A 23913-nucleotide genomic window follows, 5' to 3' on the forward strand; every position below is an offset into this window, starting at 1 on the left:
ACCCCGGATCACACGCGATCAGCCCTGCAACGACGACAGATTGAACCCGGCACCGGTCGGATCGGCCACCGCGGCCAACCGCCCGTAGGGGGTGTCCTCGGCCGCACGCACCACCGAGCCACCGTTGGCCACGACCAGCTCGATCGTCTTGTCCACGTCATCGGCACCGAAGAAGGTGGTCCACGCCGACGGCGCGCCCTCGGGGATGAACGCTGAACCGTCCATCACGCCCACCAGTTCCTCGCCGTCGAATGATGCTGTGCTGTACCGGAATTCGTCGGTGTCCGAAACGGTCTGGGTGGTCCAGCCGAACACCGTCCGGTAGAAGTCCAACGCTTTGGCGTAGTCGCTGGTGGTCAGCTGGTGATACACCGGCGCGCCGGCCTCGTTGAACACTGCGAAGCCCTCGTGCCCGCCCGGCTGCCAGATCCCGAAGAACCCGTTGGCGGTGTCGGTCATCATCGCCATCCGGCCCTTGGCCGGAATGTCCATCACGCCGCCGCAGTTGCTCCCGCCGGCCGCGATGGTCGCCGCCACCGTGGCATCGGCATCGGCGGTGTGCAGGTAGGTGGTCCACGCATCCGGGGCGTTCCACTGCGGGTCATTGCGCATCAGACCGGCGACCACATTGCCGTCGACTGATGCGGTCACGTAGCCGCCGTACTCGGGGCCGCCGGTCTCATACGTCCAGCCGAACACCGCACCGTAGAACTGCTGGGCGCGCTCGACGTCGGACGTGGTCAGGTCGATCCAGTTGGGGGCGCCCAGCGGCGCGCTCTGACGGGTAACCACGATATTTCTCCTTAGCGGTGAGTGGTCGGTCATTCGTATCGACCGGCGCCGTGACGGAAACTCATCGCCGATTCAGCAGCTGGTCGTCTGGTCCGGCCGCCCGGCGTCATCCAGCACGATGGTGATCGTCCCGCCGCGCGACAATTCGATGCGCACCGTCCGCGGACCCGTCCATTCGACTTCTTTGAGCCCGTCGCGTTTACCGTTGAAGCAGCCCAGATAGTTCTGCCGCGACAGCAGACCGTTGTTGGTGTACACCCGCACCGACGTCATCGGGTCGATCGTGAACCCGCCGCCACTGAACACGACCAGCTCCATGCCGCCGTCCGGTGACGGGAGCCGTTTCACCTCGCTCTCGTGTCCGCCGGCAAGCAACAGCGCAAACAACACGGTGCCGCCCCAGCCCAGGCCTGCCAGGACCACCAGAACGACGGCCAGCATCTTGAGCACCCGATGGCCGATCAACAAACCGAGTGCCGCGGCCAGTGCCAGACTGCCCGCCACACCGAATATCACGGGATGAAACAGAAACGGACGCAACCGGTAATAGTCGGACAACCAGAACCCCGCCGCCACCAGGAGCCACAGGCAAACACCGATCGCGGCGGCAACGCCACCCATCCCCCGCACGCGGCTACTGTACGCAGCTCACCGGTAGCGCTGCGCGATCCTTCTGCGGTGTTCGGCGGGCGAGCCGAACAGCGAACGGTTGAGCGCGGCCCGCTTGAGATACACGTGCACGCCGCTCTCCCAGGTGTAGCCGATGCCGCCGTGCAACTGCATGGCCTTGCCCGCCACCTCGACGGCCGCCTCGGTGGCGTTGGCCTTGGCCATGGACACCATGAGCGGTGCCGGCGCCGTGATCGCCGCATTCACCAGCTGACGGGCGACCGAGATTCGCACGAGCATGTCGGCACAGGCGTGCTTGACGGCCTGGAACGAGCCGATAGGACGGCCGAACTGCTGGCGAACCCCGGTGTAGGACACCGTCGCGTCGAGCATGGCCTGCGCGACGCCCAGGCTGTCGCAGGCCACCGCGAGCGCGGCACGTTCGGTGAGCGCACCCAGCACCACTTCTGGGTCCCCGTCGAACCGCCACACCGCGTCCTCGTCGACCTCCACCCCCTCGGCCGTCACGGTGGCGAGCCTGCGGGTCTCGTCGAGCACGGGCTGCTCGGTGACCGTCAGCCCCGGTGCCTCCGCGGCCACGTCCACCAGCACCGGGACGCCGTCGGCGTCGCGGGCGGGCAGCAGCAGCCGCTGAGCTCCGGCCGCATCGGACACAAAGGCGGCCCGGCCGTGGACACGCCAGCCCAGCCTGGTGGTGGCCAATTCGAAAGGCGCCGGCTCGCCTGCCCCGGGCAGGGCCAGTGCGGCACGGGAGTTCCCGGCCACCACCGCCTGCAACAATGCGTCACGGCACTCGTTGGGTTGCAACGCGTTCAGCGCACCGATGGCCAGCACCGCACCGCCCAGGTAGCTGGTGGGTGCCGCAGCTCGACCGATCTCCTCGCAGATCACCGCCACTTCGGCGAATGTCGCGCCGGCACCGCCGACCTCCTCGGGGGCGTCCAGTCCGACCCACCCCGCCGAGACCAGCAGTGGCCAGTCGATGGTGTCCTTGGTCAGCAGATCAGCTGCTACCGAACGCAGTTCGTCGTGCAGCTCGGAAAACTCGCTCATCACACCGCACTCGGTTCTCGGGGCAGGCCCAGACCACGCTCACCGATGATGGTGCGCTGGATCTCGCTGGCACCGCCAGGGATGGTCCATTCCCACGATCCGATGAAATCGAGCATCCAGGCACCCGACTCCCACCCGCTGGAGGCCGGTTTGGCCAGCACGGTGTGGGCGTTCAGGCCACCGATCTCGGCGCCGAATCCGGTCATCCGCTGCAACAACTCGCTGTAGTACAGCTTGACGATCGAGGCGTCGGCCGGGCCGGCCTGCCCTGCCTCGGTGCGTTCCACCAGATCCCGGCACAGCCCACGCAGGCCGGTCAGTTCGATCTCGAACTGCGCCAACCGATCCGCCACCACCGGATCCTCGCCCGGCGCGGCTTCGAGCAGCCAGTTGAAGCCCGCATTGCCCAGCCGTTCGGACAACTCCAGCATGGTCATGCCGCGCTCGGCGCCGAGCGTGGCCTGGGCCACTTGCCAACCCTTGTTCACCGGGCCGATCAGATTGGCCGCGGGGACCGTGACGTCGTTGAGGAAGATCTCGCAGAAATGCGAATCCCCCACCGCATTGCGGATGGGCCGCACGTCGATGCCGGGTGTGGCCATGTCCATCAGGAAGTAGGAGATCCCGTGCCGTTTCGGCGCTTCCGGATCGGTCCGGGCCAGCAGCAGACACCAGTCGGCGTGCAGAGCGCCACTGGCCCAGAGCTTCTGCCCGTTGACGATGAAATTGTCACCGTCGGCGCGGGCAGTCGTGCGCAGCGCGGCCAGATCGGATCCGGCCTCCGGTTCGGAGAACCCCTGCACCCAGATCTCACCGTCGAGGATCGCGGGCAGGTGACGGCGCTGCTGTTCCTCGGTACCCGCGGCGAGCAGGGTGGAGGCGGCGTGATGGATGCCGACGAAGGCCAGCACCAGCCGGGGCGCATCGTGCGCGGCCAGTTCCTGATACAGCACGATCTGCTGGGCCACCGACATGCCGCCGCCCCATTCCGCGGGCCAATGCGGCACGGCGTATCCGGCAGTGTGCAACTGCGCGAACCAGGACTTCTGGAAGGAGACGAACTCGTCGTCGCCGACGCCGGTCTGGTTGGCGCGCCAGTCTTTCGGGACGTGCTGTGCACACCAGTCCCGCACGGTGGCCCGGAACTCGTCGAGGTCGCTCACGAGAACAACCCGGCGAGTCCACGCCGGCCGAGCCGGGCGGTCAGGGTGTCACGGGTCTTGGACACCCCGAATGGCAAGCGGCGCAACGGCTGGCTGTAGCGCGACAGCCAGGACAGCGTGGTCTCATCGCAGAAGCCGACGGCCCCGTGCAGCTGATGACACACCCGGAACACCACCTCGGCCGCCTCGATCGCGGCCAGGCGCAATGCCAGCGCATCGTTGATCGCCTCATCGGCTGGGTTTGTGACCACGCTCCACAACGCGTACTTGGCCAGTATGTCGGCGCCGCTGCGCTCCACCTCGGCATCGGTCAGCTGGAACTGCACGCCCTGGAACGACGACAGCGGCTGACCGAACTGCTTGCGCAGGCTGACGTGTGCGACCGTCAGATCGATGGCCCGGTCCAGCATGCCGAGCAAGGTCCACGACGGCAGCGCCAGGGCCAGCGCCACGTCAGCCAGGCCGGCACCGTCCACGTCGGAAAGCTCCAGTGCGGTGGCGAACGACGGACCAGAGGCACCGGTGGCGGTCACGGTGCTGCGTGTGCCATCCAATGTGACCGCGGCCCAACGGTTGTCCAGCCCCTGCAGCGCGGCCTCGGGCGCGGCGGCGTCGATGACGACCAGCCCGTCGACGTCGAGATCCGCCGGGCGCGCCAATCGCTCGGCCACCGGATACGGCAGCGCCCAATATCCGGCACTGCGGCACACCGCGGCCGCGGCCTCCAGTGAGTCCGCATCGCTGCGTGGTTCGAGCTCGAACACACCAAGGCCTTCCAGCACAGGCATGACCAGCCCGGCCCGGGTGCCCGGCTTTGCGTCGGCCTGGGCCAGCAGCTGATCGCCACCGGCGGACTCGAACGCCTTCAGGGCCTCGCGGCCATACTCCTTGGCGTCATCGCTGAGATCCAGAATCATCGCCGTCACGCCTTTCCGGCCAGCATGGTCCGCGACAGCAGGATCCGCTGCATCTCGATGCTGCCCGAGGACACCGTGGAGGCCTGCGAGTACCGCCAGTGGTCTTCGACCTCGGCGCGGAAGTACTCGGCTCGGCTGTCGCCGCCACGCGGCAGGGCTGCGGCCATCTCCATCAGCACCTCGGCGCTCTCCTGATCCAACCGCGTCACCGCGATCCGATATGCCGCGGAGTCACCGGGATTCACCCGCCCGGTGGCCTGCATCGACACCACCCGGTAGGCCATCAGCCGGGCCCGGCGGCAATGCGTGAGCATCCGCGTCCACCGGCCCCGCAGTTCGGCGGGCAGTTGCTCCCACTTGTCTCCGAGCACCTCTGGCGCGGCCTGCAGCAGTCGCTCGCAGCGCGCGTAACGGGCGATGCCGACGCGCTCGAAGGACACCACGTCCTGCACGATCGACCAGCCCTGGTCCACGGTGCCGAGCACATCGGCCTCGGTCACCTTGAGGTCATCGAAGAACACCTCGTTGAGGTGATGCGGGCCCATCATGGTGCGGATCGGGCGCACCTGGATTCCCGGGGAATCCATCGGCACCAGGAAGATGGTCATGCCCTGCTGTTTCTTCTCGCCCTTTGAGGTGCGCGCCAGCAGGAAGATCCACTGCGCCATGGTGGCGTAGGAAGTCCAGATCTTCTGACCGTTGACCCGCCAGCCGTCGTCCTCCCGGCGGGCGAACGTGCGCAGCGAGGCCAGGTCGGACCCGGCCTCAGGTTCAGAAAAGCCCTGGCACCAGATCACTTCACCATTGGCGATCGGCGGCAGGTGCTTACGCTGCTGTTCCTCGGTGCCGTGCCGCATGATGATCGGCCCGACCCAGTTGACGCCCATGTACTGGGCACCGCGCGGCTCGTGGTGCGCCCACATCTCCTCACGCACCACGGTCTGCTCCCAGACCGATGCGTCGCCGCCGCCGAACTCCTTCGGCCACGACATGCACAGCAGGTGCTGCTGTGCCAGCGTCCGGCAGAACTGCTGCGCCACCGCCAGATCGGCGGGGTCATCGGTGAACGCGCCGAGGAAATCGGCGGGCACCTGGTCGGCGATCAGCGCGCGCAACTCACCCCGCAGTGTGTCGGCCGCCTCGCCAAAATCGAAATCCACTCCTGGCCTTCCTGTTCCTGCTGTGTCCGCCCGTTATCCGGCGATGTCGCGTGGGCCGAGCTCGGCAAGCACCGAGGCGGTGTCGGCGCCCAGTTCCGGTGCGTACCCGGCGACGTGGCCCGGGGTACGGGAGAACCAGGTGGGCACACCAGGCATCCGGACCGGGCCGTGCGGGGTGTCGATGGTCTCGAACAGTCCGACGGCGTTGAGGTGCTCGTTCTCGAACAGCGCGTCCGGAGTGAGCATGGGGGCCGCGGGAATCTCCAACTCCGCGAACAGATCCAGCCACTCCGCGGTGGTGCGTTCCTTGAGGGTCTGGGCCACGAGCCCGTATACCGTGTCGATCTGCCTGGCCCGCTGCTCGAGGGACGCGAACTGTTCGGTGTTCCAAGCGGGTTGCACCCGGTCGATGAAGGCGTTCCAGTGCTTGTCGTTGTAGATCAGCGCCGCGATGTGACCGTCCTTGGTCTCGTACGGCTTGCGGTTGGGGGTGACCGCCCGCGGGTACACCGCCGGGCCCAGCGGGGGGTCGAACATGGCGCCGTTGGCATGTTCGACCAGCATGAAGGAGGCCATGGTCTCGAACATGCTGACCTCGACCTCCTGGCCCTCGCCGGTGCGCTCCCGGTGGAACAGCGCCATCGTGGTCGCGTAGAGCGCGGTCAGCCCGGCCACCTTGTCGGCCATGATCGTGCCGACGTAGGACGCCTCACCGGTCAATTGCTGTTGCACCGCGGGCAATCCGCATTCGGCCTGGATGGTGTCGTCGTAGGCGGGCCGGTCGGCGTCCGGTCCGCGCCGGCCATAGCCGTAGCAGTTCGTGTAGACGATGCCCGGGTTGATCGCGGCCACGTGGTCATAGCCGAAGCCGAGTTTGGTGACGGCCTTGGCCCGCATCGAGTGGATGAACACATCGGCGTCGGCGATCAGGGCGCGCAGGTCGGCCTTGCCCTGCTCCGATCGCAGATCCAGCACCACGCTGCGCTTGCCGCGGTTGACGTTGATGAACACGCCGCTCATGCCCGGGGCGGGTCCGACCGAGATGTAGCGGGTGTTGTCGCCCGCCGGTGTCTCGACCTTGATGACGTCGGCGCCCATGTCGGCCATGATCTGCGTGCAGTACGGCCCCATCACCATGGCGGTGAGGTCGATGACCCGCACGCCCTGCAGTGGACCGGATGTCATGAGTTGACCTCTTCCGCTGCTCGTCCGAAGCTGTACCGGATGTGATCGGCGTGACCGTCGGGAACCACCGGGAAGATCACCGGTTCGCTGACATCGCGGATGCGGTCCATCTGCTCACCGACCTCCTCCACAGTCCACGACGGCTGATAGACCCCCGGCGATTCGGCGACGACGGCGCGGGCAATGCGCCCGGCGATCGCCACGAAGAATTCGCCGGTCACCGAACAGGATTCATGTGACAGCCAGCCCACCGCCGGGGCCACCAGGTCCGCGCCCATCGGCGGATACGCCGAAGTGTCCAGTCCTTCGGCCATCCGGGTCACCGCGCCCGGCACGATCGCATTGCACAACACGCCGTCGGCGGCGCCCTCCAGCGCCACCACATTGCACAGCCCGAGGATCCCGGCCTTGGCCGCCGCGTAGTTGGCCACCTCATGGTTCCCGTACAACCCGCCGATCGACGAGGTCAGCACCACCCGGCCGTATCCGGCTTCACTCATGAGTGGAAATGCCGGGCGCACAACGTGAAACGCGCCGCGCAGATGCACGTCGAGCACGGCTTCAAAATCGTCGTAGCTCATCTCCTTGAGCGATGCGCGCCGGACGGTGCCCGCGTTGTGAATCACGATGTCGACGCGACCGAAGCGCTCGATCGCGGTGTCGATGATGGCCTGGCCGCCTTCGGGTGTCGCCACCGAATCGGTGACCGCGACGGCTTGCCCACCGGCTGAGACGATTTCGTCGACGACATCCTGCGCGGGCGCCGAGTCGATGCCGTCCCCGGTGAGAGCGCCACCGGGATCGTTGACAACGACCTTCGCGCCCCTCGACGCGAGCAGCAGGGCGTACTCGCGGCCCAGTCCCCGGCCGGCGCCGGTGATGACTGCGACGCGCTCGTCGAATCTGAGGGTGCTCAAGCGAAGGGCTCCTCGCCCTCGAGCTTGGTGCGCTGCAACAGCCGCCCCGACGTCGGGTCATACGGCGTGGCCCGGTGCATGGTCCCGGTGTTGTCCCAGATCACCAGGTCGCCGACAGTCCACTTGTGCCGGTAGGTGAAGTCCGGCTGGGTGGCCCAATCCCGCAGCCGTACCAGCAGTTCGGCGCTCTTACGGAAGTCGATCGGGCCGTCGGCGTCGACGATGTGGCGCGCGGTGGCACCGAGAACCAGTGATTTACGGCCGGACCGGTGGGTCCACACCAACGGCAGTTCACGGTCACCGATCGCCATCATGCGGCGTAGGGCCTTCGCGCTGGGCTCCGGGTCGTAGTAGAACAGCGTGTTCCACGCCGAGTGCATCGCCCGCAGACCCTCGATCTCGGCCTTGTCCTCGTCGGACAGGTCGTCGTATGCGGCGTAGGTGTTGCAGAACTCGGTGTCGCCTTCCTCCGGGTTGCCCAGCGCCACGCTCTGCAGCAGCGAGGCCAGGATCGGCACCTCGTTCATCGTTCCGTCGATGTGCCAGTACAGCGAACCCTTGAGATAGTCGGCCTGCTTGTTCACCTCGGTGTCGAGGGAGACCTTGTAGAGCTTCTCGCCGTGGCGCTCCGGGGCGAACGTGCCGAGGGTCTCGGTGAACGCGATCTGCTCGTCGTCGGTGAACCCGATCTGCGGGAACACCAGCACCCCGCGCTGCTCAAGCAGTTCACGGATCCGCCCGGAGTGTTCACCCGAGAGCAGCGTGGCCTTGTCGGCCCGGATCTCGGTTCCGATGCGCGGCTTGATATCCCGGGTCTGCAGGGCAGTTGTCGTCGTCATGTGGTGAGCTCTAATCCATCCAGGTCGCCATTCGCCCGCCACTGCGCGATCAGATCGTCGAAGGCATAGAACCCTGGCGAGTAGAAATCTCCGAGGAACGCGCCGTTGCGCTCTGCGCCACCGCGTCCCTCGTTGTTGTAATACCCGGGCGTGCACGACAGTTCGAAAGCCGAGTTGTCGATCGAGAGTTCGCGCACCGTCGAGACCCAGGAGTCCTGGCCATCCTGTGTGGGTTCGACCGTGGTGGCACCCCGGTTCTGCGCCTCGGCGATGATGTAGGCGATGTGCTTGGCCTGCTGTTCGAACATCGCAGTGGTATTGGCCGAGACGCCACCCTGGATGAAGCCCATGAAGAACTGATTGGGGAATCCGCGGCTGGTCATCCCGTGCAGGGTCTTGTAGTCGTTCTGCCAGTAGTCGAACAACGACAATCCGTCGCGGCCCACGATGCGCTCGATCGCGAACCGGCGGCTGATCTCGGTGGAGATCTCGAAGCCGCTCGCAAAGATCACGCAGTCGACCTCGTACTCGACACCGTCGGCAACGATCCCCTTCTCGGTCAGCCTTTCCACACCCTTGGATGCCGACACGTCGACGAGTTTCACGTTGGGACGGTTGAAGGTAGCCAGATACTGCTCGCTTGAAGTCGGCCGCTTGCACATGAATCGGTAGTACGGCTTCAGCGCCTCGGCGGTCGCGGGGTCCTCGACGATGTCGGCCACCAGACGCCGCAGCCGCTCCATGATCTTGAAGTCTTCTTCTTCACGGAACGCCATGATCTGCTCGATGGTCACCGATGCCGGGTCACCGCTGGCCGCGATCCGCGCCGTCAGATTGCGCCCGAGCTCGGTCCAGAAGTCACAGACCAAATCCGGCTCGCCGAACACCACCCCGACGAACGGCGACCAGTTGTGGAAGTTTCGCTTGCGCTCTTCCTGCCATCCCGGCTGCAAGGTCGCGGCCCAGGCCGGATCGGTGGCTGGATTGGAACGCTGGTCGACCGACGACGGGGTGCGCTGGAAGACAAAGAGCTGCTTGGCGTCACGGCCCAGATGGGGCACGAGCTGGATACCCGTCGCGCCGGTGCCCACGAGGGCGACCCGTTTATCGGCCAACTTGTGCAGGCCGCCGTCGGCGTCCCCGCCGGTGTAGTCGTAATCCCAGCGCGCCGAGTGGAACACGTGGCCACCAAAGTCCTTGATGCCCGGGATACCCGGCAGCTTCGGACGGTTGTAGGAACCTTGGGCCATGACGACGAACCGGGCCCGGATGTCGTCGCCCCGGTCGGTGCTGATCCGCCAGCGCTGAGTGTCATCCTCCCAACGCAGTTCGCGCACCTGGGTGGAGAACAGCGCACCGTCGTAGAGGCCGAAGTGTTTACCGATGTTGCGGCAGTGCTGGAAGATCTCGGCGCCGTCGGCGAACTTCTTCGACGGCATGAAGTCGAGCTCTTCGAGCAACGGGATGTAGCAGTAGGCGTCGTTGTCGCACTGGATTCCCGGGAAACGATTCCAGTACCACACCCCACCGAAGTCACCGGCCATCTCGATGAAGCGGATCCCCTCGACACCGGCTTTCTTCAAATACGCTCCGGCCAGCAGGCCGGCGAAGCCACCGCCGAGGATGACGACGTCCGCGTCTTCGACGATCGGGTCTCGCTCGGTCACCGTCGTGTACGGGTCGACCTCGTAGAACTCCGCGAAATCACCTTCCAGTTCCAGGTACTGGTCGGCACCCTCGGGCCGCAGCCGCTTGGCCCGCTCGGCGGCGTAACGCTCCCGGATTGCGTCGATGTCGAAATCGGCGGGAGTGTCGGTGGGGCCACAGGTGTTCGGCTGGCTCATACGTTGGCCTTCTCCGGAAGCGCGGCGGCGTGCAGCGGGGCGGGCATGTCGTGCACCGCGGGAAGAACCTCGGCGGCGAACAGCTTGACCGATTCCATGGCCTTCTCGTACGGCATGGTGCCGAACTGAGGAACGATGGTGACCTCGGAGAACGAGCAGGCCTCCTGCGCGGCCTTGAGCTTGGTGAACACCGTCTCGGGCGTGCCGATCAACAGGTTCGACGCGTGGTATCCGGGCGGGCCGCCCTTCTTCTGGTTGCCGACCTCGGATGCCAGCACGGCCGTCGCACTGGCCTCCCGCGCGGCGTACGCCTCGTACCCCTTGACACCCTGGAAGTTGGATGCGTCGGCAAAACCGTAGTGCACGTTGACATCCCGGTTGGCGGTCCAGATCCATTCCTCGGTCTGGGGAACCTCATCCTCGGAGCCCACGCAGTACATGAACATCACGTTCTTGGGCTGACAGGGACCCAGGCCCTCCTCGGCGCGGAAGGTGTTGACCTTGCGCACCTCTTCACCGGCATCGGTGATCGGCTTGTTGCCCACGAACAGCGGCACCATGCCGCGCCGGGACAGGATCTCCAGCGACTCAGCCGTCGAGGACGAGCTGTAGATGCGGTCGAACAGGTCGGTGCTGATCGGTTCCGGGCGCAGCGACATCTCGGGGAACGAGAAGATCTTGCCCTCGTAGGAGAACCGCTCACCGGAGAAGGCCAGCTTGAGGATGTCGAGCGTCTCGTTGAAGCGGTCGCGGCTCTCCTCCCGCGGAACGCCCACCGCGGCGAACTCGCCCTTGGACACCCCGCGGCCCAGGCCGATCGTGGTGTAGCGACCGTTGGAGACGATGTCGAGGTAGGCGATCTGGGTGGCCAGTCGGATCGGGTTCCACCACGGCACCACCGCCACGAAGGTACCCAGGCTGACCCGCTCGGTGCGTCCGGCGAAATAGGTGAGGGCCTGAATCGGGTTGGGCGTCATGCCATATGGCGTGCCGTGGTGCTCCGGGAACCAGATCCCGTCGAAGCCGAGCGGCTCGGCGAGATCGCCGAGGGCGAGCGCGGCTTGCACGCACTTGTAGTCCGGGGTGGCCGGCGGGGTGCTGAAGTCACCGGCGAGCACACGCTCCCAGTCGTGGGAGTTCTGCGCCCCCGTGCCCAGATTGACCTTCATGTTGTCTCCTTACTCGGTGATTTGTGTGCGTTTAGCGGCGCTGACCGCCGCTGGATGCACCCAAATCACTGGATGTCGCGGGGTTCTCCGGTGCCCATGTACTTGGAAAGTTGGTAGTGCAGGTTGACGGTGCTGCGTTCGCGGTACGGGTTCGGCTTTGTCCCGGGGAATCCTGCGGACTTCATGCCCTGCTGTACTGCGGCCATGTTGGAGAAGTCCTGCGGCAGCACCGAGCGCCAGTTCGGGCTGTCGGACGGGGTGTATTCCCATTCGGTCTGCGGCTCTTCGCCTTTGGGATAGAGCTCGAACACGCTCACCTCGAAGATGCACTTGTCCGGGTCGTAGCTCGGATCGGGCCGGGCGCTGTAGCACAGCGCGCTGGTCAGGCCCTGGCCGATCTGGAAGTTCGGGAAGATCTGCCAGGCGGTGCCGCTCTGCCCGAGGATGTCGGGCGGGATCGTCGGCCAGACCACGCCGCGGGCCTCGTCGTCGCGGCGGGCCGAGGACAGCCAGTGCTCGAGCACCTTGTCGGCGGGCGTGCCCTCGGGCAGCTCGTCGACGAGCCGCTTGGCCGCGTTGACCAGTGTCTGCGTGGTCGTCGCGTTGGTCTCTTCCATGGTGTAGACCTGCATCTCGGCCGTGGAGATGCGCGGATCACCGGTGCCGAGCCGGATCTTGGACTTGGTCTCCTCCATGTCCTTCGGTGCGTCATAACCGATGTTGGAATGCCTGCCCTGCGCCTTGGCCCAGCCCTTGAACTCACCGAACTGGTTGAACTCGGGGTGCGTGGTGAACACGTGGTAGGTCTCGTTGAAGGCCTCCATCGCGACTTTCCAATTGCAGTCGAAGTTCAGCCATTTGCGCCACTTGTAGCGCATGTTCTCCAGACCGAACGGGTCGAGGATCTTGGCGGCCGGAAACAGGAAGTCCGCCAACGGTTCACAGTCGGGGTCCATGTTGATGAACAGCCAGCCACCCCAGGTGTCGACCCGGACTCCGGACAGGTGGGTGTTCTCCGGTGTCAGTGCGCCCTGCCAATCGTCCTGCTCCCGGATGTGGGTGCAGGTCCCCTTGAGGTCATAGGTCCAGCCGTGGAACCCGCACATGAACGACTTGCGGGTGCGCGCGCAGGCATTCTTGGCGCCGGCCGGGGTGTCGACGAGCCGCCGCCCGCGGTGCATGCACACGTTGTGATGGGCGGCGAAGGATCCCGCCGACGAGCCGGGCGCGGTGCGTACCACCAGGACCGAATCGTCGAGGATGTCGTAGGTGAGGTAGCTGCCCACCTCCGGCAGATCCTCGATCCGGCCGACCTGCTGCCACACCTTGCGCCACAGCCGATCCCGTTCATTGCGTGCGTATTCCGGTGAGATGTAGGCATCGACCGCGATGGTCATCGGGTCGGACAGTTCTTCTGGTTCGGTCACTAATGCCTCCTTATGGCCGCGCGGAAGTCGTCGTCCTTGAGGAACAGCGAGGTGTTGTCGGCGCCGAGATGGGTCCAGCGCAGGTTGAGCCCGCCGTCGACCAGGATGGTCTGGCCGGTGATGTAGCTCGACAGATCCGAGAGCAGGAACAGGATGGCCCCGGCCTGCTCCTCGGGAGTACCGCGCCGGCCCATCGCGATCGCCCGCTGGTCACGGTCGGGGTCGGCATCGACATAAGTTGCCGAGGCGGCGGTTTCGGTCACCCCGGGAGCAACGGCATTGACCCGGATACCTTCGGCGGCAAGCTCTGCGGCCATGGTGCGGGTGGCCGCCACGATCGCGGCCTTCGCCGTGCCGTAGGCGACGTGATAGGGCGCGGTGTTCATCCCGCTGATCGAGGACACTGACACGATCGAGCCCGGGGTCCCCTGGCCGCGAATCTCTTCGGCCACGGCCTGACTCATGAAGAACATGGTCTCCAGGTTCGCGGTGAACAATTCGCGCCAGTCGGCCCGTGACACCCGGGTGGCGGGCATCCAGGTGGACGGCGCCGCGCCGCCGGCGACATTCACCAGCCCGTACAGCGTCCCCCGCCCGTCAGATTGAACGCGACGCACCGCATTCAGCACCGTCGCGATGCCCTCATCGGTGGAGGCGTCGGCGGCCACCGCCACCACGTTCAGTCCCTTGTCGGCCAGCGGTGCGACGTGCGTGTCGAGGTTGTCCCGCGATCGGCTCACCGCCACCACCGTGGCCCCGGCCTCGGCCGCCATCCGCGTGACGGTGGTGCCGATGCCGCCACCACCGGCGCCCGACACCACCACAACGCGGCCGTCCAAGCTCAGGGAACTGTCCATTCGCAACCCTTGCCGACTCGATTATCTTAATTGTCCGGACAACAAATGACGATCTTCATATTGGAGAACACTATTCCGCAGCAGTTATTCAACCGTCAAGGGTGGATCTGAGGTTTCGATGGCTATTGTCTGGACTACGACAAGTTGCTAACGTCCGAGGTCATGAGCGCCCTATCGGCAAATCCCGGCATCGCCAACGCGAGGTACACCGCAAACCCGTCCGTGGCCGAGAACTGGACGCTGGAGCAGGTCACGGGTCCCAGCCGGCTTTTCGGCGCGAACGGCCTGCGCACCGGCCCGGACGGCCGTATCTACGTCGCCCAGGTCACCGGCAGCCAGATCAGCGCGCTCGATCTGGGAACCGGCCGGCTGGAAACCGTCAGTGCCAAGGGCGGCGACATCATCGCCCCTGACGACGTGGCGTTCGACTCGAGCGGCAACCTCTACGCCACCGAGGTGATGGACGGCCGGGTCAGCGTGCGCGCAGCCGACGGCACCACCCGCGTGCTGCGCGACGACATCCCCTCGGCCAACGGCATCACCGTCCATCAGGGTCGGCTGTTCGTCGGAGAATGCCGCGAGGGCGGCCGGCTGATGGAGTTCGACCTATCCGGCGGCGCCCCGCGCATCCTGCTGGAGAACGTGCCCTCGCCCAATGCCATGGAGGTGGGCCCCGACGGGCTGCTGTATTTCCCGGTGATGGGCGCGAACGAGATCTGGCGTATCGATCCTGACGGGGGCTACCCCCAGGTGGTGGCCGGCGGGCTCGGAGTACCGGACTCGGTCAAGTTCGACGCCGACGGCTTGATCGTCTCCACCCAGGTGGCCAGCGGCCAGGTGCTGCGCATCGACCCGCGCAACGGCGAGCAGACGCTGCTCGCCCAGCTGAACCCCGGCCTGGACAACTGCACCTTTGTCGACGGCCGGCTGTTCGTCTCGAACTTCACCGGCGAGATCACCGAGATCCTGTCGGGCGGCGGCACCGAGGCCCTGCTGCCGGGCGGGCTCAACTGGCCGCTGGATCTGGCCGTCGGCTCCGACGGCGATCTCTACGTCGCCGACGGCACCTACTTCTACCGGGTGGGCCCCGACGGTGGCCTGCAGACCGTCGCAATGCTGTTTTCCCCCGGCTATCCAGGTTTCCTGCGCGGGGTGATCGCCTCGGGACCAGGAGAATTCATCGTCACCACCGCCGCGGATACGGTGGCTCGGTTCCGCCCGGGCGGCGCCGAAGATGAGGTGAGCCAGGTACTCGCCAGCGGTATCGACCAGCCCTACGGCGTGGCACAGGCGCCCGATGGCTCGGTGGTCGTCGTCGAACAGGGTGCGGGACGGCTGCTTTCGGTGCGCGACGGCTCGGTGAGCGTGCTGGCTTCCGGCCTGGACACCCCGGTCGGGGTGGTGATCGGACCCGACGGTGCACCGCTGGTGTCGGTGGCCGGTGCCGTTCTCCGGGTGAGCGGTGGGAGTGCCGCCCCGCTCGTCGACGGATTGCACACGCCGCACGGCATTCTCGTGCGCGACGGCGTGCTCTACATCGTCGATTCGGGCAGCAAAGAACTGATCGGTTACGACCTGAACGATGCGGGCCGCACCACGATCGCCACCGGGCTGCCGGTCGGCCCGCCGCCCGGAGTGACCCCCAAGCCACTCAAGGGCATGCCCCCCTTCTCCGGCCCGCAGGGCCCGTTCGCCGGGATCACCGCCGGAGGCGATGGAACCCTGTACATCTCGGCCGACGGCGACGGCAGCGTGCTGGCGCTGCGCAGGAGCTGACACCCATGACCGTCACCCCCGCCGACCACCGTTATCTCCAGGTCGCACGCACCCTCCGCAAGGAGATCGTCGACGGGGTGTACCCGGTCGGCTCACAATTGCCCACCGAACACGAACTGTGCGAGCGCTTCGAAGTCAGCCGCTACACGGTGCGCGAGGCGCTGCGGCGTCTGCGCGACGACAACCTCGTCACGTCGCGGCCGCGGGCCGGCACCACGGTGGCCCAGCGGGCCGCGACCAATACCTATGCCCAGGACGTGGTCTCGATCAACGACCTGCTGGCCTTCGCCACCGGCGCCCAGTTCACCATCGAGTCCAACGCCATGGTCACGATCGACGGCGAGTTGGCCGAACGCACCGGACTCCCGCTCGGCGAGCAATGGCTGGCGGTCCGTGGCTACCGGCAAGCCGATGGTGATCCGGCACCGGTGTGCCGCACCGAGTACTTCATCAACCGCAGCTTCGCCGCCGTCGGGCGGCTGTTGCAGCGACATTCCGGTCCGATCTTCCCGCTGATCGAGGATCTGTTCGGGGTCAGCATCGTCCAAGTGCACCAGGAGATCTCAGCGATCGTCACGTCGCCGGAGCTCGCCGCGGGCCTCAAGGTCGCCGCAGGCACCGCGGCCCTGCAGATGCAACGCACCTACACCACCTCCGACGGGGAGATCGCCCAGGTCACCGTCAACACCCACCCGTCGGACCGGTTCCGCCACTCCATGACGATGCGCCGGGTCAAGGGCTGAGGCACCGTGCGGAATCTGGTGCGACGGGACGAGGCGCGTGCGGCGGACGCCTACGCCCGAGGGTTGTGGGTGTCCACCACGTTGGCCGACGCCCTCGCCGACGCGGCGCGTGACACCCCCGACCGGGTACTGGTGGTCGACGGTGACGTCACCCTGACGGCCCGCGAATTGCACGACCGGGCACGGGCACTGGCACTGCAGCTCACCGATTGGATGCCGGTGGGCAGCGTGGTGTCCTTCATGCTGCCCAACTGGCACGAGGCCGCGACCATCTACCTGGGCGCCACACTCGCCGGCATGACGGTCAACCCGATCCTGCCCTCACTACGCGACCGGGAACTGTGCTTCATCCTCGACGATGCGCACAGTCGCGCAATCTTCATCCCCGCCCAGTTCGGTAACCACGACTACGCCGCGATGCTCACCCGGGTGTGCAGTCAGATGGACGCACCTCCGGAAGTGGTGGTGCTGCGCGGGGATCCGGGCCCGCACCGCGCATTCGACACCCTGCCCGCCGCGCCCGACCGGGACCTGCCCAGGCTCGACCCGGACGACGTCCGGATGATCATGTACACCTCAGGCACCACCGGACGCCCCAAAGGCGTGCTGCACAGCCACAACTCGATCAACGCACTGATCCTGCAGCTGCGCGAGCACTGGATGATCGATCCCGGGGACACCTTCCTGGTGCCGTCCCCCATCGCCCACATCGGTGGCTCCATCTACGCCTTCGAATGCCCCTTGTTACTGGGCAGCACCGCCGTGCTGATGCAGCGCTGGAACGCCGAGGACGGCGTGGCCCTGCTGACCGAACGCAAGTGCACCCACATGGCCGGGGCCACACCGTTTCTGGAGCAGCTCCTGGGGGCCGCCGAACGATCCGGCACCCGGCTGCCCGATCTCAAGGTGTTCATCTGCGGTGGCGCATCGGTGCCGCCCTCGCTCATCCGGCGGGCCTCGGACTACTTCGAGCGGGCTGCGGTCAGCCGGGTGTACGGCTCCACCGAGGTTCCGGTCACCACTGTCGGCTCATTGATCCCCGGGGGCACCGAGCACGCCGCGGAGACCGACGGCCGTCCCGGCATCGCCGAGATCCGGCTGGTCTCCGGCGAGATCCGGGCCCGAGGCCCGCAGATGCTGCTCGGGTACCTGCACCCAGAGGACGAGATCGAGTCCTTTGACGAGGACGGCTTCTTCCGCACCGGGGACCTCGGGCGATGGGTCGACGGCGACTACCTTCAAGTGACCGGTCGGACCAAGGACCTCATCATCCGCAACGGCGAGAACATCTCCCCCAAGGAAGTCGAGGACCTTCTGATCGGTCACCTCGGCATCATCGAGGTAGCCGTGGTCGGCCTGCCCGACGACCGCACCGGGGAACGTGCCTGCGCGGTGCTGGTGACCGCCGACGTTCCGCGCCCCGACGTGACCGACCTGGGCCGGGTCCTGGCCGAGCATGGTCTGGCCCGGTTCAAAACACCCGAGCAGGTGGAGATCTGGGATGCTCTGCCGAAGAACGACGCGGGCAAAGTACTGAAGCATCAGATCCGAGCACGGTTGAAGGGCGAATAGAATGCAGGTCGCGATCGTCACCGGAGCCAGCAGCGGCATCGGATTCGGCTGTGCCACCACGCTTGCCGACGCGGGCATGGCCGTGCTCGGAACCGGCCGAGACCAGGACCGGCTCGCCGAACTCGAACGAGCGGTGGGTGACCCGGACCGGATCGCGACCCTGGCCGTCGACCTCACCGAGGATGACGCACCACAGCGCATCGTCGAGGCGGCGTTGTCCCGCTGGGGCCGCATCGACTTCCTGATCAACAACGCCGGCATCGGCAGCCCCAAACCCCTGCACGAGACCGATGACGAAACCTTGGACCGCTTCCTGGGGATCATGTTGCGGGCGCCCTTTCGGTTGGCGCGAGATGTGCTGCCCCACATGGGACCTGGCTCGGCCATCATCAACGTGACCTCTACCTTCGCCATCGTCGGTGGGCTGCGCGGCGGAGCGTACTCGGCCGCCAAGGGCGGATTGACCGCACTGACCACCCACATCGCGTGCCAATACGGCGCGCAGGGCATCCGGTGCAACGCGGTGGCCCCCGGCGTCACCGTCACCCCAATGGTCGAGCGACGTCTCGACGATCCGGGCTTCCGCAAGATGCAGACCGAGATGACCCCGCACACCCGGCTGGGCCGGGTCGAGGACATCGCCGCCACCGTGGCGTTCCTGTGCTCCGACGGCGGCAGCTTCATCAACGGGCAGACCATCGTCGTCGACGGCGGCTGGAGCTCGACGAAGTATCTCTCCGATTTCGCGCTGCGCGCCAAATGGATTGAGGATGGGTCTCAGTCATGAACGTTTTCGCGGTGCTCGATCAGGCCGCCGCCCGGTTCGGTGACCGGGGCGCGGTCTTTCTGGGCGAACGTCAGCTGCTCACCTGGGCACAGTTGCGCGACCGCGTGCTGCGGCTGGCCACCTCGCTGAAGTCGCTCGGCGATCTCGGCACCCGCGTCGCCGTCGCCAGCGAGAACCGGCCCGAGATCGTCGAGCTGATGTTCGCCATCTGGGCGGCCGAGTGCGTGTTCGTGCCGATCAACTACAAGCTGCATCCCCGCGAGATGGCCGACATCCTGGCCGATTCCGGTGCGGCGCAGGTGTTCGCGTCGGCCAAGATCGCCGACGGCCTGGCCACGGTAGCCGACGTACCCGTCGAGACCATCGGCACCGACAGCTACTCGGGCCGGTTCGGCGCTGAGCCGGCAGACCCGCCGACCACTGCCCCGAGCTCCCTTGCCTGGCTGTTCTACACCAGTGGTACCACCGGAAAGTCCAAGGGCGCCATGCTGTCCCACCGCAACCTGATGGCGATGACGGTGGCGCACCTGGCCGATTTCGACGACCCGGACGAGAACTGCAGCCTGATCCACGGCGCCCCGATGTCGCACGGCTCCGGCCTGTACATCCCGCCCTACGTGCTGCGCGGCGCCCGCCAGGTGGTGCCCGAATCCGCGGCGTTCGAACCCGACGAGTTTCTGGATCTGTGCGGCCACCACCCCGGCAGTAGCGCCTTTCTGGCACCGACCATGGTGCAGCGCCTGATCCAGACCGGCCGGCCCCGGCCCGAGAACCTGAAAACCGTGGTGTACGGGGGCGGACCGATGTACGTCGACAGCCTCAAGAAATCGCTGGCGGCCTACGGCCCGATCTTCGTGCAGCTCTACGGGCAGGGCGAAGCGCCGATGACGATCACCGGGCTGCGCCGTCGCGACCACATTGATGCCGACGATGCGACGCTGGGCTCGGTGGGGTATCCGCGTTCCGGCGTCGAGGTCGCCGTGCTCACCGCAGACGGCACCCCAGCTGCCGTCGACGAGATCGGCGAGATCGTCTGCCGCGGGGACGTCGTCATGTCGGGTTACTGGAACAACCCGGTCGCCACCGCCGCCACGCTCAAGGACGGCTGGTTGCACACCGGCGACATGGGTTCCTTCGATGCGCGCGGCTACCTCACCCTGCGCGATCGCTCCAAGGACGTGGTGATCAGCGGGGGCAGCAACATCTATCCCCGCGAGGTGGAAGAAGCACTGCTGGAACACCCCTGCGTGGTCGAGGCCGGCGTGGTGGGGGCACCAGATGCGGACTGGGGTGAGGTGGTGGTGGCGTTCGTGGTCGCCGCCGGAACCGGCGAGATCGACGCGGCAGCGCTCGACGCTCACCTGCTGGAACGCATCGCCCGGTTCAAACGGCCCAAGCGCTACGAGTTCATCGACGCGCTGCCCAAGAACAGCTACGGCAAGGTGCTCAAGCGGGAACTCCGGGACCAGTTGAAGTAGCCATGGACGGGTGGGTTGCGACAGGCATACCCTGAGGTGATCTGGATCACTTACGCCGGACCCGAGGAGGCGGGACGATGACCGCCACAACGACGCATTTCCCCAGCCAGAAGGCACCCTGTGGACGAACCACACAGGGCGACCACCACATCGAGAATGACGACGACGGCCTGAGCTTCGACGACTTCACGTTCGCCTGCGGCTGCCGCGATATTCGGCACACCTACCACGACGGCTGCGTCAGCATCCGCACCATCAGGCACGACGGCAAAGTCCTGAGAGACGAGCGCTGCGGCGAACATGAGGCTTTCGAAGTCTGAGAACCGCCGATGACGGCCTCACACGACATAGTGGTGATCGGAGGGGGCGGCGCCGGTCTGCGCGCCGCGATCGCCATCGCCGAGGCGAACCCGCGTCTGTCCGTTGCGATCGTGTCGAAGGTGTACCCGATGCGCAGCCACACGGTGTCGGCAGAAGGCGGTGCGGCCGCCGTGGCCGGAGCCGACGACAGCATCGACGAGCATGCCTACGACACGATTTCCGGCGGGGACTGGCTCTGCGATCAGGATGCGGTCGAGGCGTTCGTCGCCGAGGCACCCCGTGAGCTCATGCAGCTCGAGCATTGGGGTTGTCCGTGGAGCCGTACCCCGGACGGGCACATCGCCGTCCGCGCCTTCGGCGGCATGAAGAACCTGCGCACCTGGTTCGCCGCCGACAAGACCGGATTCCACCTGCTGCACACCTTGTTCCAGCGGGTGCTTTCTTATCCGGGCATCGCACGTTACGACGAATGGTTCGCCACCACATTGCTGGTCGACGACGGCGCGGTACGCGGTCTGGTCGCGATCGAGTTGGCCACCGGACGCATCGAGACCATCCTGGCCGACGCGGTGATCATGTGCACCGGCGGATGCGGCCGGGTGTTCCCGTTCACCACCAACGCCAACATCAAGACCGGCGACGGAATGGCGTTGGCGTTCCGGGCCGGAGCACCGCTCAAGGACATGGAATTCGTGCAGTATCACCCCACCGGGTTGCCGTTCACCGGCATCCTGATCACCGAGGCCGCCCGCGCCGAGGGGGGATGGCTGCTCAACAAGGACGGCTACCGGTACCTGCAGGATTACGACCTGGGCACGCCCACACCCGAACCCAAGCTGCGCAGCATGGAGCTCGGTCCGCGCGACCGGCTGTCGCAGGCGTTCATCCACGAGCTGGAGAAAGGCCGTACTGACGAAACCCCTTACGGTCCGGTTGTTTACCTGGACCTACGACACCTGGGGGCCAAGCTCATCGACGCCAAGCTTCCGTTCGTCCGGGAACTGTGCCGCGACTATCAGCACATCGACCCGGTATCCGAACTGGTGCCGGTGCGACCCGTCGTGCACTACATGATGGGCGGGGTCCACACCGACATCAGCGGCGCCACAACACTTCCCGGTCTCTATGCGGCCGGTGAGACCGCGTGCGTCAGCATCAACGGGGCCAACCGGCTGGGTTCGAACTCACTGCCCGAGCTGCTGGTGTTCGGCGCCCGGGCCGGATGCGCCGCAGCCGAGTACGTGTCCCGGGCCGGTGCCGCCTCCGCCTCGGTGCAGACCCAAGCCCGCACCGAGGAGCAGCGCCTGGAACACGACCTGAGCCGGCGCGCCGAAAGCGGCGGTGAACGCATCGCCGACATTCGCACCGACATGCAGAGCGTGCTGGAGACCGCGGCCGGTATCTACCGCGACGGCCCCACCCTGACCAAGGCGGCCGAGCAGGTGCGGGAACTGCAGGCGCGCTTCGCCAATGCCGGCATCGACGATCACAGCCACACGTTCAACACGGAGCTGCTGGCATTTCTGGAGCTGTCGGGAATGCTCGACATCGCCCAGACGATCATCGAATCGGCCTCACACCGCACGGAATCCCGCGGCGCTCACCAGCGGACCGACTTCCCCAGCCGCGACGACGAGCAGTTCCTCGCCCACACCATGGCCCATCGAGAGCCCGACGGCTCAGCGCGGATCGCCTATATGCCGGTCAAAATCACCCGCTGGCCACCGGGCGAACGCGTCTACGGGAGATGAGATGGCAGACCGAATTGTCATGGAGGTGGCTCGATATCGACCCGAAACCGATACCGAGCCGGTGCTGCAGTCCTACGATGTTCCGCTCACCCGGGAGTGGGCGGTCCTGGACGGACTGAACTACATCAAGGACCGGCTCGACGGCACGCTGAGCTTCCGGTGGTCCTGCCGGATGGGGATCTGCGGCAGCTGCGGCATGACCATCAACGGTGACCCGAAACTGGCCTGCGCCACCTTTCTCGTCGACTATCTGCCCGGGCCGGTGCGGGTGGAGCCGATGCGCAACTTCCCGGTGATCCGCGATCTCGTCGTCGACATCAGCGACTTCATGACCAAACTCCCCCGGGTCAAGCCGTGGATCATCCGCGACGGCGACACCCCGGCCGAGGATGCCGAATACCTCCAAACCCCAGCCGAAATGGAGGAGTTCAAGAAGTTCAGCATGTGCATCAACTGCATGCTGTGCTACTCGGCGTGTCCGGTCTACGCGCTGGACCCGGACTTCCTGGGGCCGGCGGCGATCGCGTTGGCCCAGCGGTACAACCTGGATTCCCGCGACGAAGGCGAGGAGGACCGGCGCGATGTGCTGGCCGCCGCGGACGGAGCCTGGGCGTGCACCTATGTCGGTGAATGCTCGGTGGCCTGCCCGAAGGGTGTCGATCCGGCCGGCGCGATCCAGCGCTACAAGCTCACGGCCGCAACACATTCGGTGAAGAGCCTGCTTCTCCCGAGGGCCGCGCGATGACGACGTATCGACAGCCGGTGCCCGTGTTGTGGTGGGTCAAACGACCGTCCTACCTGCGGTACATGCTCCGCGAGGCCAGCTGCAAGGCCGTGGCCTGGTCGGTGGTGTATCTGGGATTGCTGGTGTGGGCGCTCGGCACGGGCCGCTATGACTGGTTTCAGGACTTCAGCAGCCACCCGCTGGTGATCGCACTGAACCTGGTGACGCTGGCATTGCTGTTGTTGCACACCGTGACCTGGTTCAGCCTGGCGCCACGCGCGATGATCGTGCACCTGCGGGGCCGGCAGGTGCCCGCGGGCGCGGTGCTCGCCGGCCATCACCTCGCATGGCTCGTCGTCTCGGCGGTGATCGCATGGGTGGTGCTGACATGAGCACGCCGGCCCGTCGGACGCCGGAACCGTACTTCTGGCTGTTGTTCTCGGCCGGCGGTATGGTGACCGCGCTGACGCTACCGGTGCTGATGTTGCTGTTCGGCGTGGTGTTCCCACTCGGCCTTCTCGACGCCCCAGATCCAACACATCTGCTGGCCGTGGTGCGCAATCCGCTGACCAGGATCGTGCTCGCCGGCATCTTTGTGCTGGGACTCTTCCACTGGGCCCACAGGTTCCGCTTCATGCTCGAGCACGGCCTGAAACTCGGTCGCTTCGACCGGGCGATCGCGGTCTGCAGTTACGGCGCGGCCGCTTTGGGCTCGATCGCAGCGATCTGGGTGTTGCTCACCCTCTAACGGCGAACAGACGCAAAACTGCCTGTTTTCCCTAGAGAAAGGGCAGTTTTGCGTCTGCTC

General features: G+C 66.4%; 23 protein-coding genes. 10 read left to right on the top strand and 13 right to left on the bottom strand.

Annotated elements, in window-relative coordinates; all coding sequences use genetic code 11:
* Positions 1-18 precede the first annotated feature (18 nt).
* The 13 genes from ACZYZ7_RS30070 to ACZYZ7_RS30130 all read right to left on the bottom strand — a co-directional run bounded on the left by ACZYZ7_RS30070 (position 19) and on the right by ACZYZ7_RS30130 (position 13953).
* Positions 19-792 (bottom strand): VOC family protein, encoded by a 774-nt coding sequence (locus ACZYZ7_RS30070; protein ID WP_463742413.1) that lies wholly within the window; start codon positions 790-792, stop codon positions 19-21.
* Positions 793-864: 72 nt separating this feature from the next.
* Positions 865-1422, bottom strand: coding sequence for a hypothetical protein (locus ACZYZ7_RS30075; protein ID WP_463742414.1), 558 nt, complete (start codon positions 1420-1422; stop codon positions 865-867).
* An 18-nt stretch (positions 1423-1440) separates the two neighbouring features.
* On the bottom strand, positions 1441-2475 hold the full coding sequence (locus ACZYZ7_RS30080; protein WP_463742415.1) for an acyl-CoA dehydrogenase family protein: 1035 nt from the start codon (positions 2473-2475) through the stop codon (positions 1441-1443).
* Positions 2475-3638 carry an acyl-CoA dehydrogenase family protein gene (locus ACZYZ7_RS30085; RefSeq protein WP_463742416.1) on the bottom strand — a complete coding sequence of 388 codons (1164 nt, stop codon included), beginning with the start codon at positions 3636-3638 and terminating at the stop codon, positions 2475-2477. The genes ACZYZ7_RS30080 and ACZYZ7_RS30085 overlap by 1 nt, the downstream gene beginning before the upstream one ends.
* Positions 3635-4555, bottom strand: a complete 921-nt coding sequence (locus tag ACZYZ7_RS30090) for an acyl-CoA dehydrogenase family protein (RefSeq protein ID WP_463742437.1) — start codon at positions 4553-4555, stop codon at positions 3635-3637. Before ACZYZ7_RS30090 ends, ACZYZ7_RS30085 begins: the two co-directional genes overlap by 4 nt.
* A gap of 5 nt (positions 4556-4560) precedes the next feature.
* Positions 4561-5715 carry an acyl-CoA dehydrogenase family protein gene (locus tag ACZYZ7_RS30095; RefSeq protein WP_135458146.1) on the bottom strand — a complete coding sequence of 385 codons (1155 nt, stop codon included), beginning with the start codon at positions 5713-5715 and terminating at the stop codon, positions 4561-4563.
* 33 nt (positions 5716-5748) lie between these two features.
* A complete protein-coding gene (locus ACZYZ7_RS30100; RefSeq protein ID WP_463742417.1) occupies positions 5749-6900 on the bottom strand; it encodes a CaiB/BaiF CoA transferase family protein in 1152 nt (383 codons plus the stop codon).
* On the bottom strand, positions 6897-7817 hold the full coding sequence (locus tag ACZYZ7_RS30105) for an SDR family NAD(P)-dependent oxidoreductase (protein WP_463742418.1): 921 nt from the start codon (positions 7815-7817) through the stop codon (positions 6897-6899). The genes ACZYZ7_RS30100 and ACZYZ7_RS30105 overlap by 4 nt, the downstream gene beginning before the upstream one ends.
* Positions 7814-8656, bottom strand: a complete 843-nt coding sequence (locus ACZYZ7_RS30110) for a TauD/TfdA dioxygenase family protein (RefSeq protein WP_463742419.1) — start codon at positions 8654-8656, stop codon at positions 7814-7816. Before ACZYZ7_RS30110 ends, ACZYZ7_RS30105 begins: the two co-directional genes overlap by 4 nt.
* Positions 8653-10500: a flavin-containing monooxygenase gene (locus ACZYZ7_RS30115; protein ID WP_463742420.1), complete on the bottom strand. Its 1848-nt coding sequence runs from the start codon at positions 10498-10500 to the stop codon at positions 8653-8655. Before ACZYZ7_RS30115 ends, ACZYZ7_RS30110 begins: the two co-directional genes overlap by 4 nt.
* Entirely contained in the window at positions 10497-11669 is a 1173-nt protein-coding gene (locus tag ACZYZ7_RS30120) for an LLM class flavin-dependent oxidoreductase (protein WP_450072611.1), read from the bottom strand. The genes ACZYZ7_RS30115 and ACZYZ7_RS30120 overlap by 4 nt, the downstream gene beginning before the upstream one ends.
* Before the next feature lie 65 nt (positions 11670-11734).
* Positions 11735-13066 (bottom strand): aromatic ring-hydroxylating oxygenase subunit alpha, encoded by a 1332-nt coding sequence (locus ACZYZ7_RS30125; protein WP_463742438.1) that lies wholly within the window; start codon positions 13064-13066, stop codon positions 11735-11737.
* 29 nt (positions 13067-13095) lie between these two features.
* On the bottom strand, positions 13096-13953 hold the full coding sequence (locus tag ACZYZ7_RS30130) for an SDR family NAD(P)-dependent oxidoreductase (protein WP_463742421.1): 858 nt from the start codon (positions 13951-13953) through the stop codon (positions 13096-13098).
* A gap of 162 nt (positions 13954-14115) precedes the next feature.
* Here ACZYZ7_RS30130 and ACZYZ7_RS30135 point away from each other — a divergent pair, with 162 nt between their 5' ends.
* From ACZYZ7_RS30135 to frdD, 10 genes are all read left to right on the top strand, one after another.
* Entirely contained in the window at positions 14116-15729 is a 1614-nt protein-coding gene (locus tag ACZYZ7_RS30135; protein WP_463742422.1) for a Vgb family protein, read from the top strand.
* 5 nt (positions 15730-15734) lie between these two features.
* The gene (locus tag ACZYZ7_RS30140) at positions 15735-16472 is read left to right on the top strand and encodes a GntR family transcriptional regulator (RefSeq protein ID WP_135458163.1); all 738 of its coding nucleotides are present in this window, start codon (positions 15735-15737) and stop codon (positions 16470-16472) included.
* A gap of 18 nt (positions 16473-16490) precedes the next feature.
* Complete coding sequence (locus tag ACZYZ7_RS30145; RefSeq protein WP_463742439.1) at positions 16491-18044, top strand: AMP-binding protein; 1554 nt, start codon at positions 16491-16493, stop codon at positions 18042-18044.
* A gap of 1 nt (position 18045) precedes the next feature.
* Positions 18046-18831, top strand: a complete 786-nt coding sequence (locus ACZYZ7_RS30150; RefSeq protein ID WP_450072608.1) for an SDR family NAD(P)-dependent oxidoreductase — start codon at positions 18046-18048, stop codon at positions 18829-18831.
* Positions 18828-20309 (top strand): acyl-CoA synthetase, encoded by a 1482-nt coding sequence (locus ACZYZ7_RS30155; protein WP_463742423.1) that lies wholly within the window; start codon positions 18828-18830, stop codon positions 20307-20309. Before ACZYZ7_RS30150 ends, ACZYZ7_RS30155 begins: the two co-directional genes overlap by 4 nt.
* A gap of 77 nt (positions 20310-20386) precedes the next feature.
* Entirely contained in the window at positions 20387-20629 is a 243-nt protein-coding gene (locus ACZYZ7_RS30160; RefSeq protein ID WP_135458169.1) for a hypothetical protein, read from the top strand.
* 9 nt (positions 20630-20638) lie between these two features.
* On the top strand, positions 20639-22381 hold the full coding sequence (gene frdA / locus ACZYZ7_RS30165; RefSeq protein WP_463742424.1) for a fumarate reductase (quinol) flavoprotein subunit: 1743 nt from the start codon (positions 20639-20641) through the stop codon (positions 22379-22381).
* Position 22382: 1 nt separating this feature from the next.
* Positions 22383-23126, top strand: a complete 744-nt coding sequence (locus ACZYZ7_RS30170) for a succinate dehydrogenase/fumarate reductase iron-sulfur subunit (protein ID WP_463742425.1) — start codon at positions 22383-22385, stop codon at positions 23124-23126.
* Positions 23123-23497, top strand: coding sequence for a succinate dehydrogenase/fumarate reductase transmembrane subunit (locus ACZYZ7_RS30175; protein WP_463742426.1), 375 nt, complete (start codon positions 23123-23125; stop codon positions 23495-23497). The genes ACZYZ7_RS30170 and ACZYZ7_RS30175 overlap by 4 nt, the downstream gene beginning before the upstream one ends.
* Positions 23494-23853 (top strand): fumarate reductase subunit FrdD, encoded by a 360-nt coding sequence (gene frdD / locus ACZYZ7_RS30180; protein ID WP_135458177.1) that lies wholly within the window; start codon positions 23494-23496, stop codon positions 23851-23853. Before ACZYZ7_RS30175 ends, frdD begins: the two co-directional genes overlap by 4 nt.
* Positions 23854-23913: the final 60 nt, after the last annotated feature.

This window comes from Mycobacterium sp. IDUB_17, from assembly GCF_055419465.1.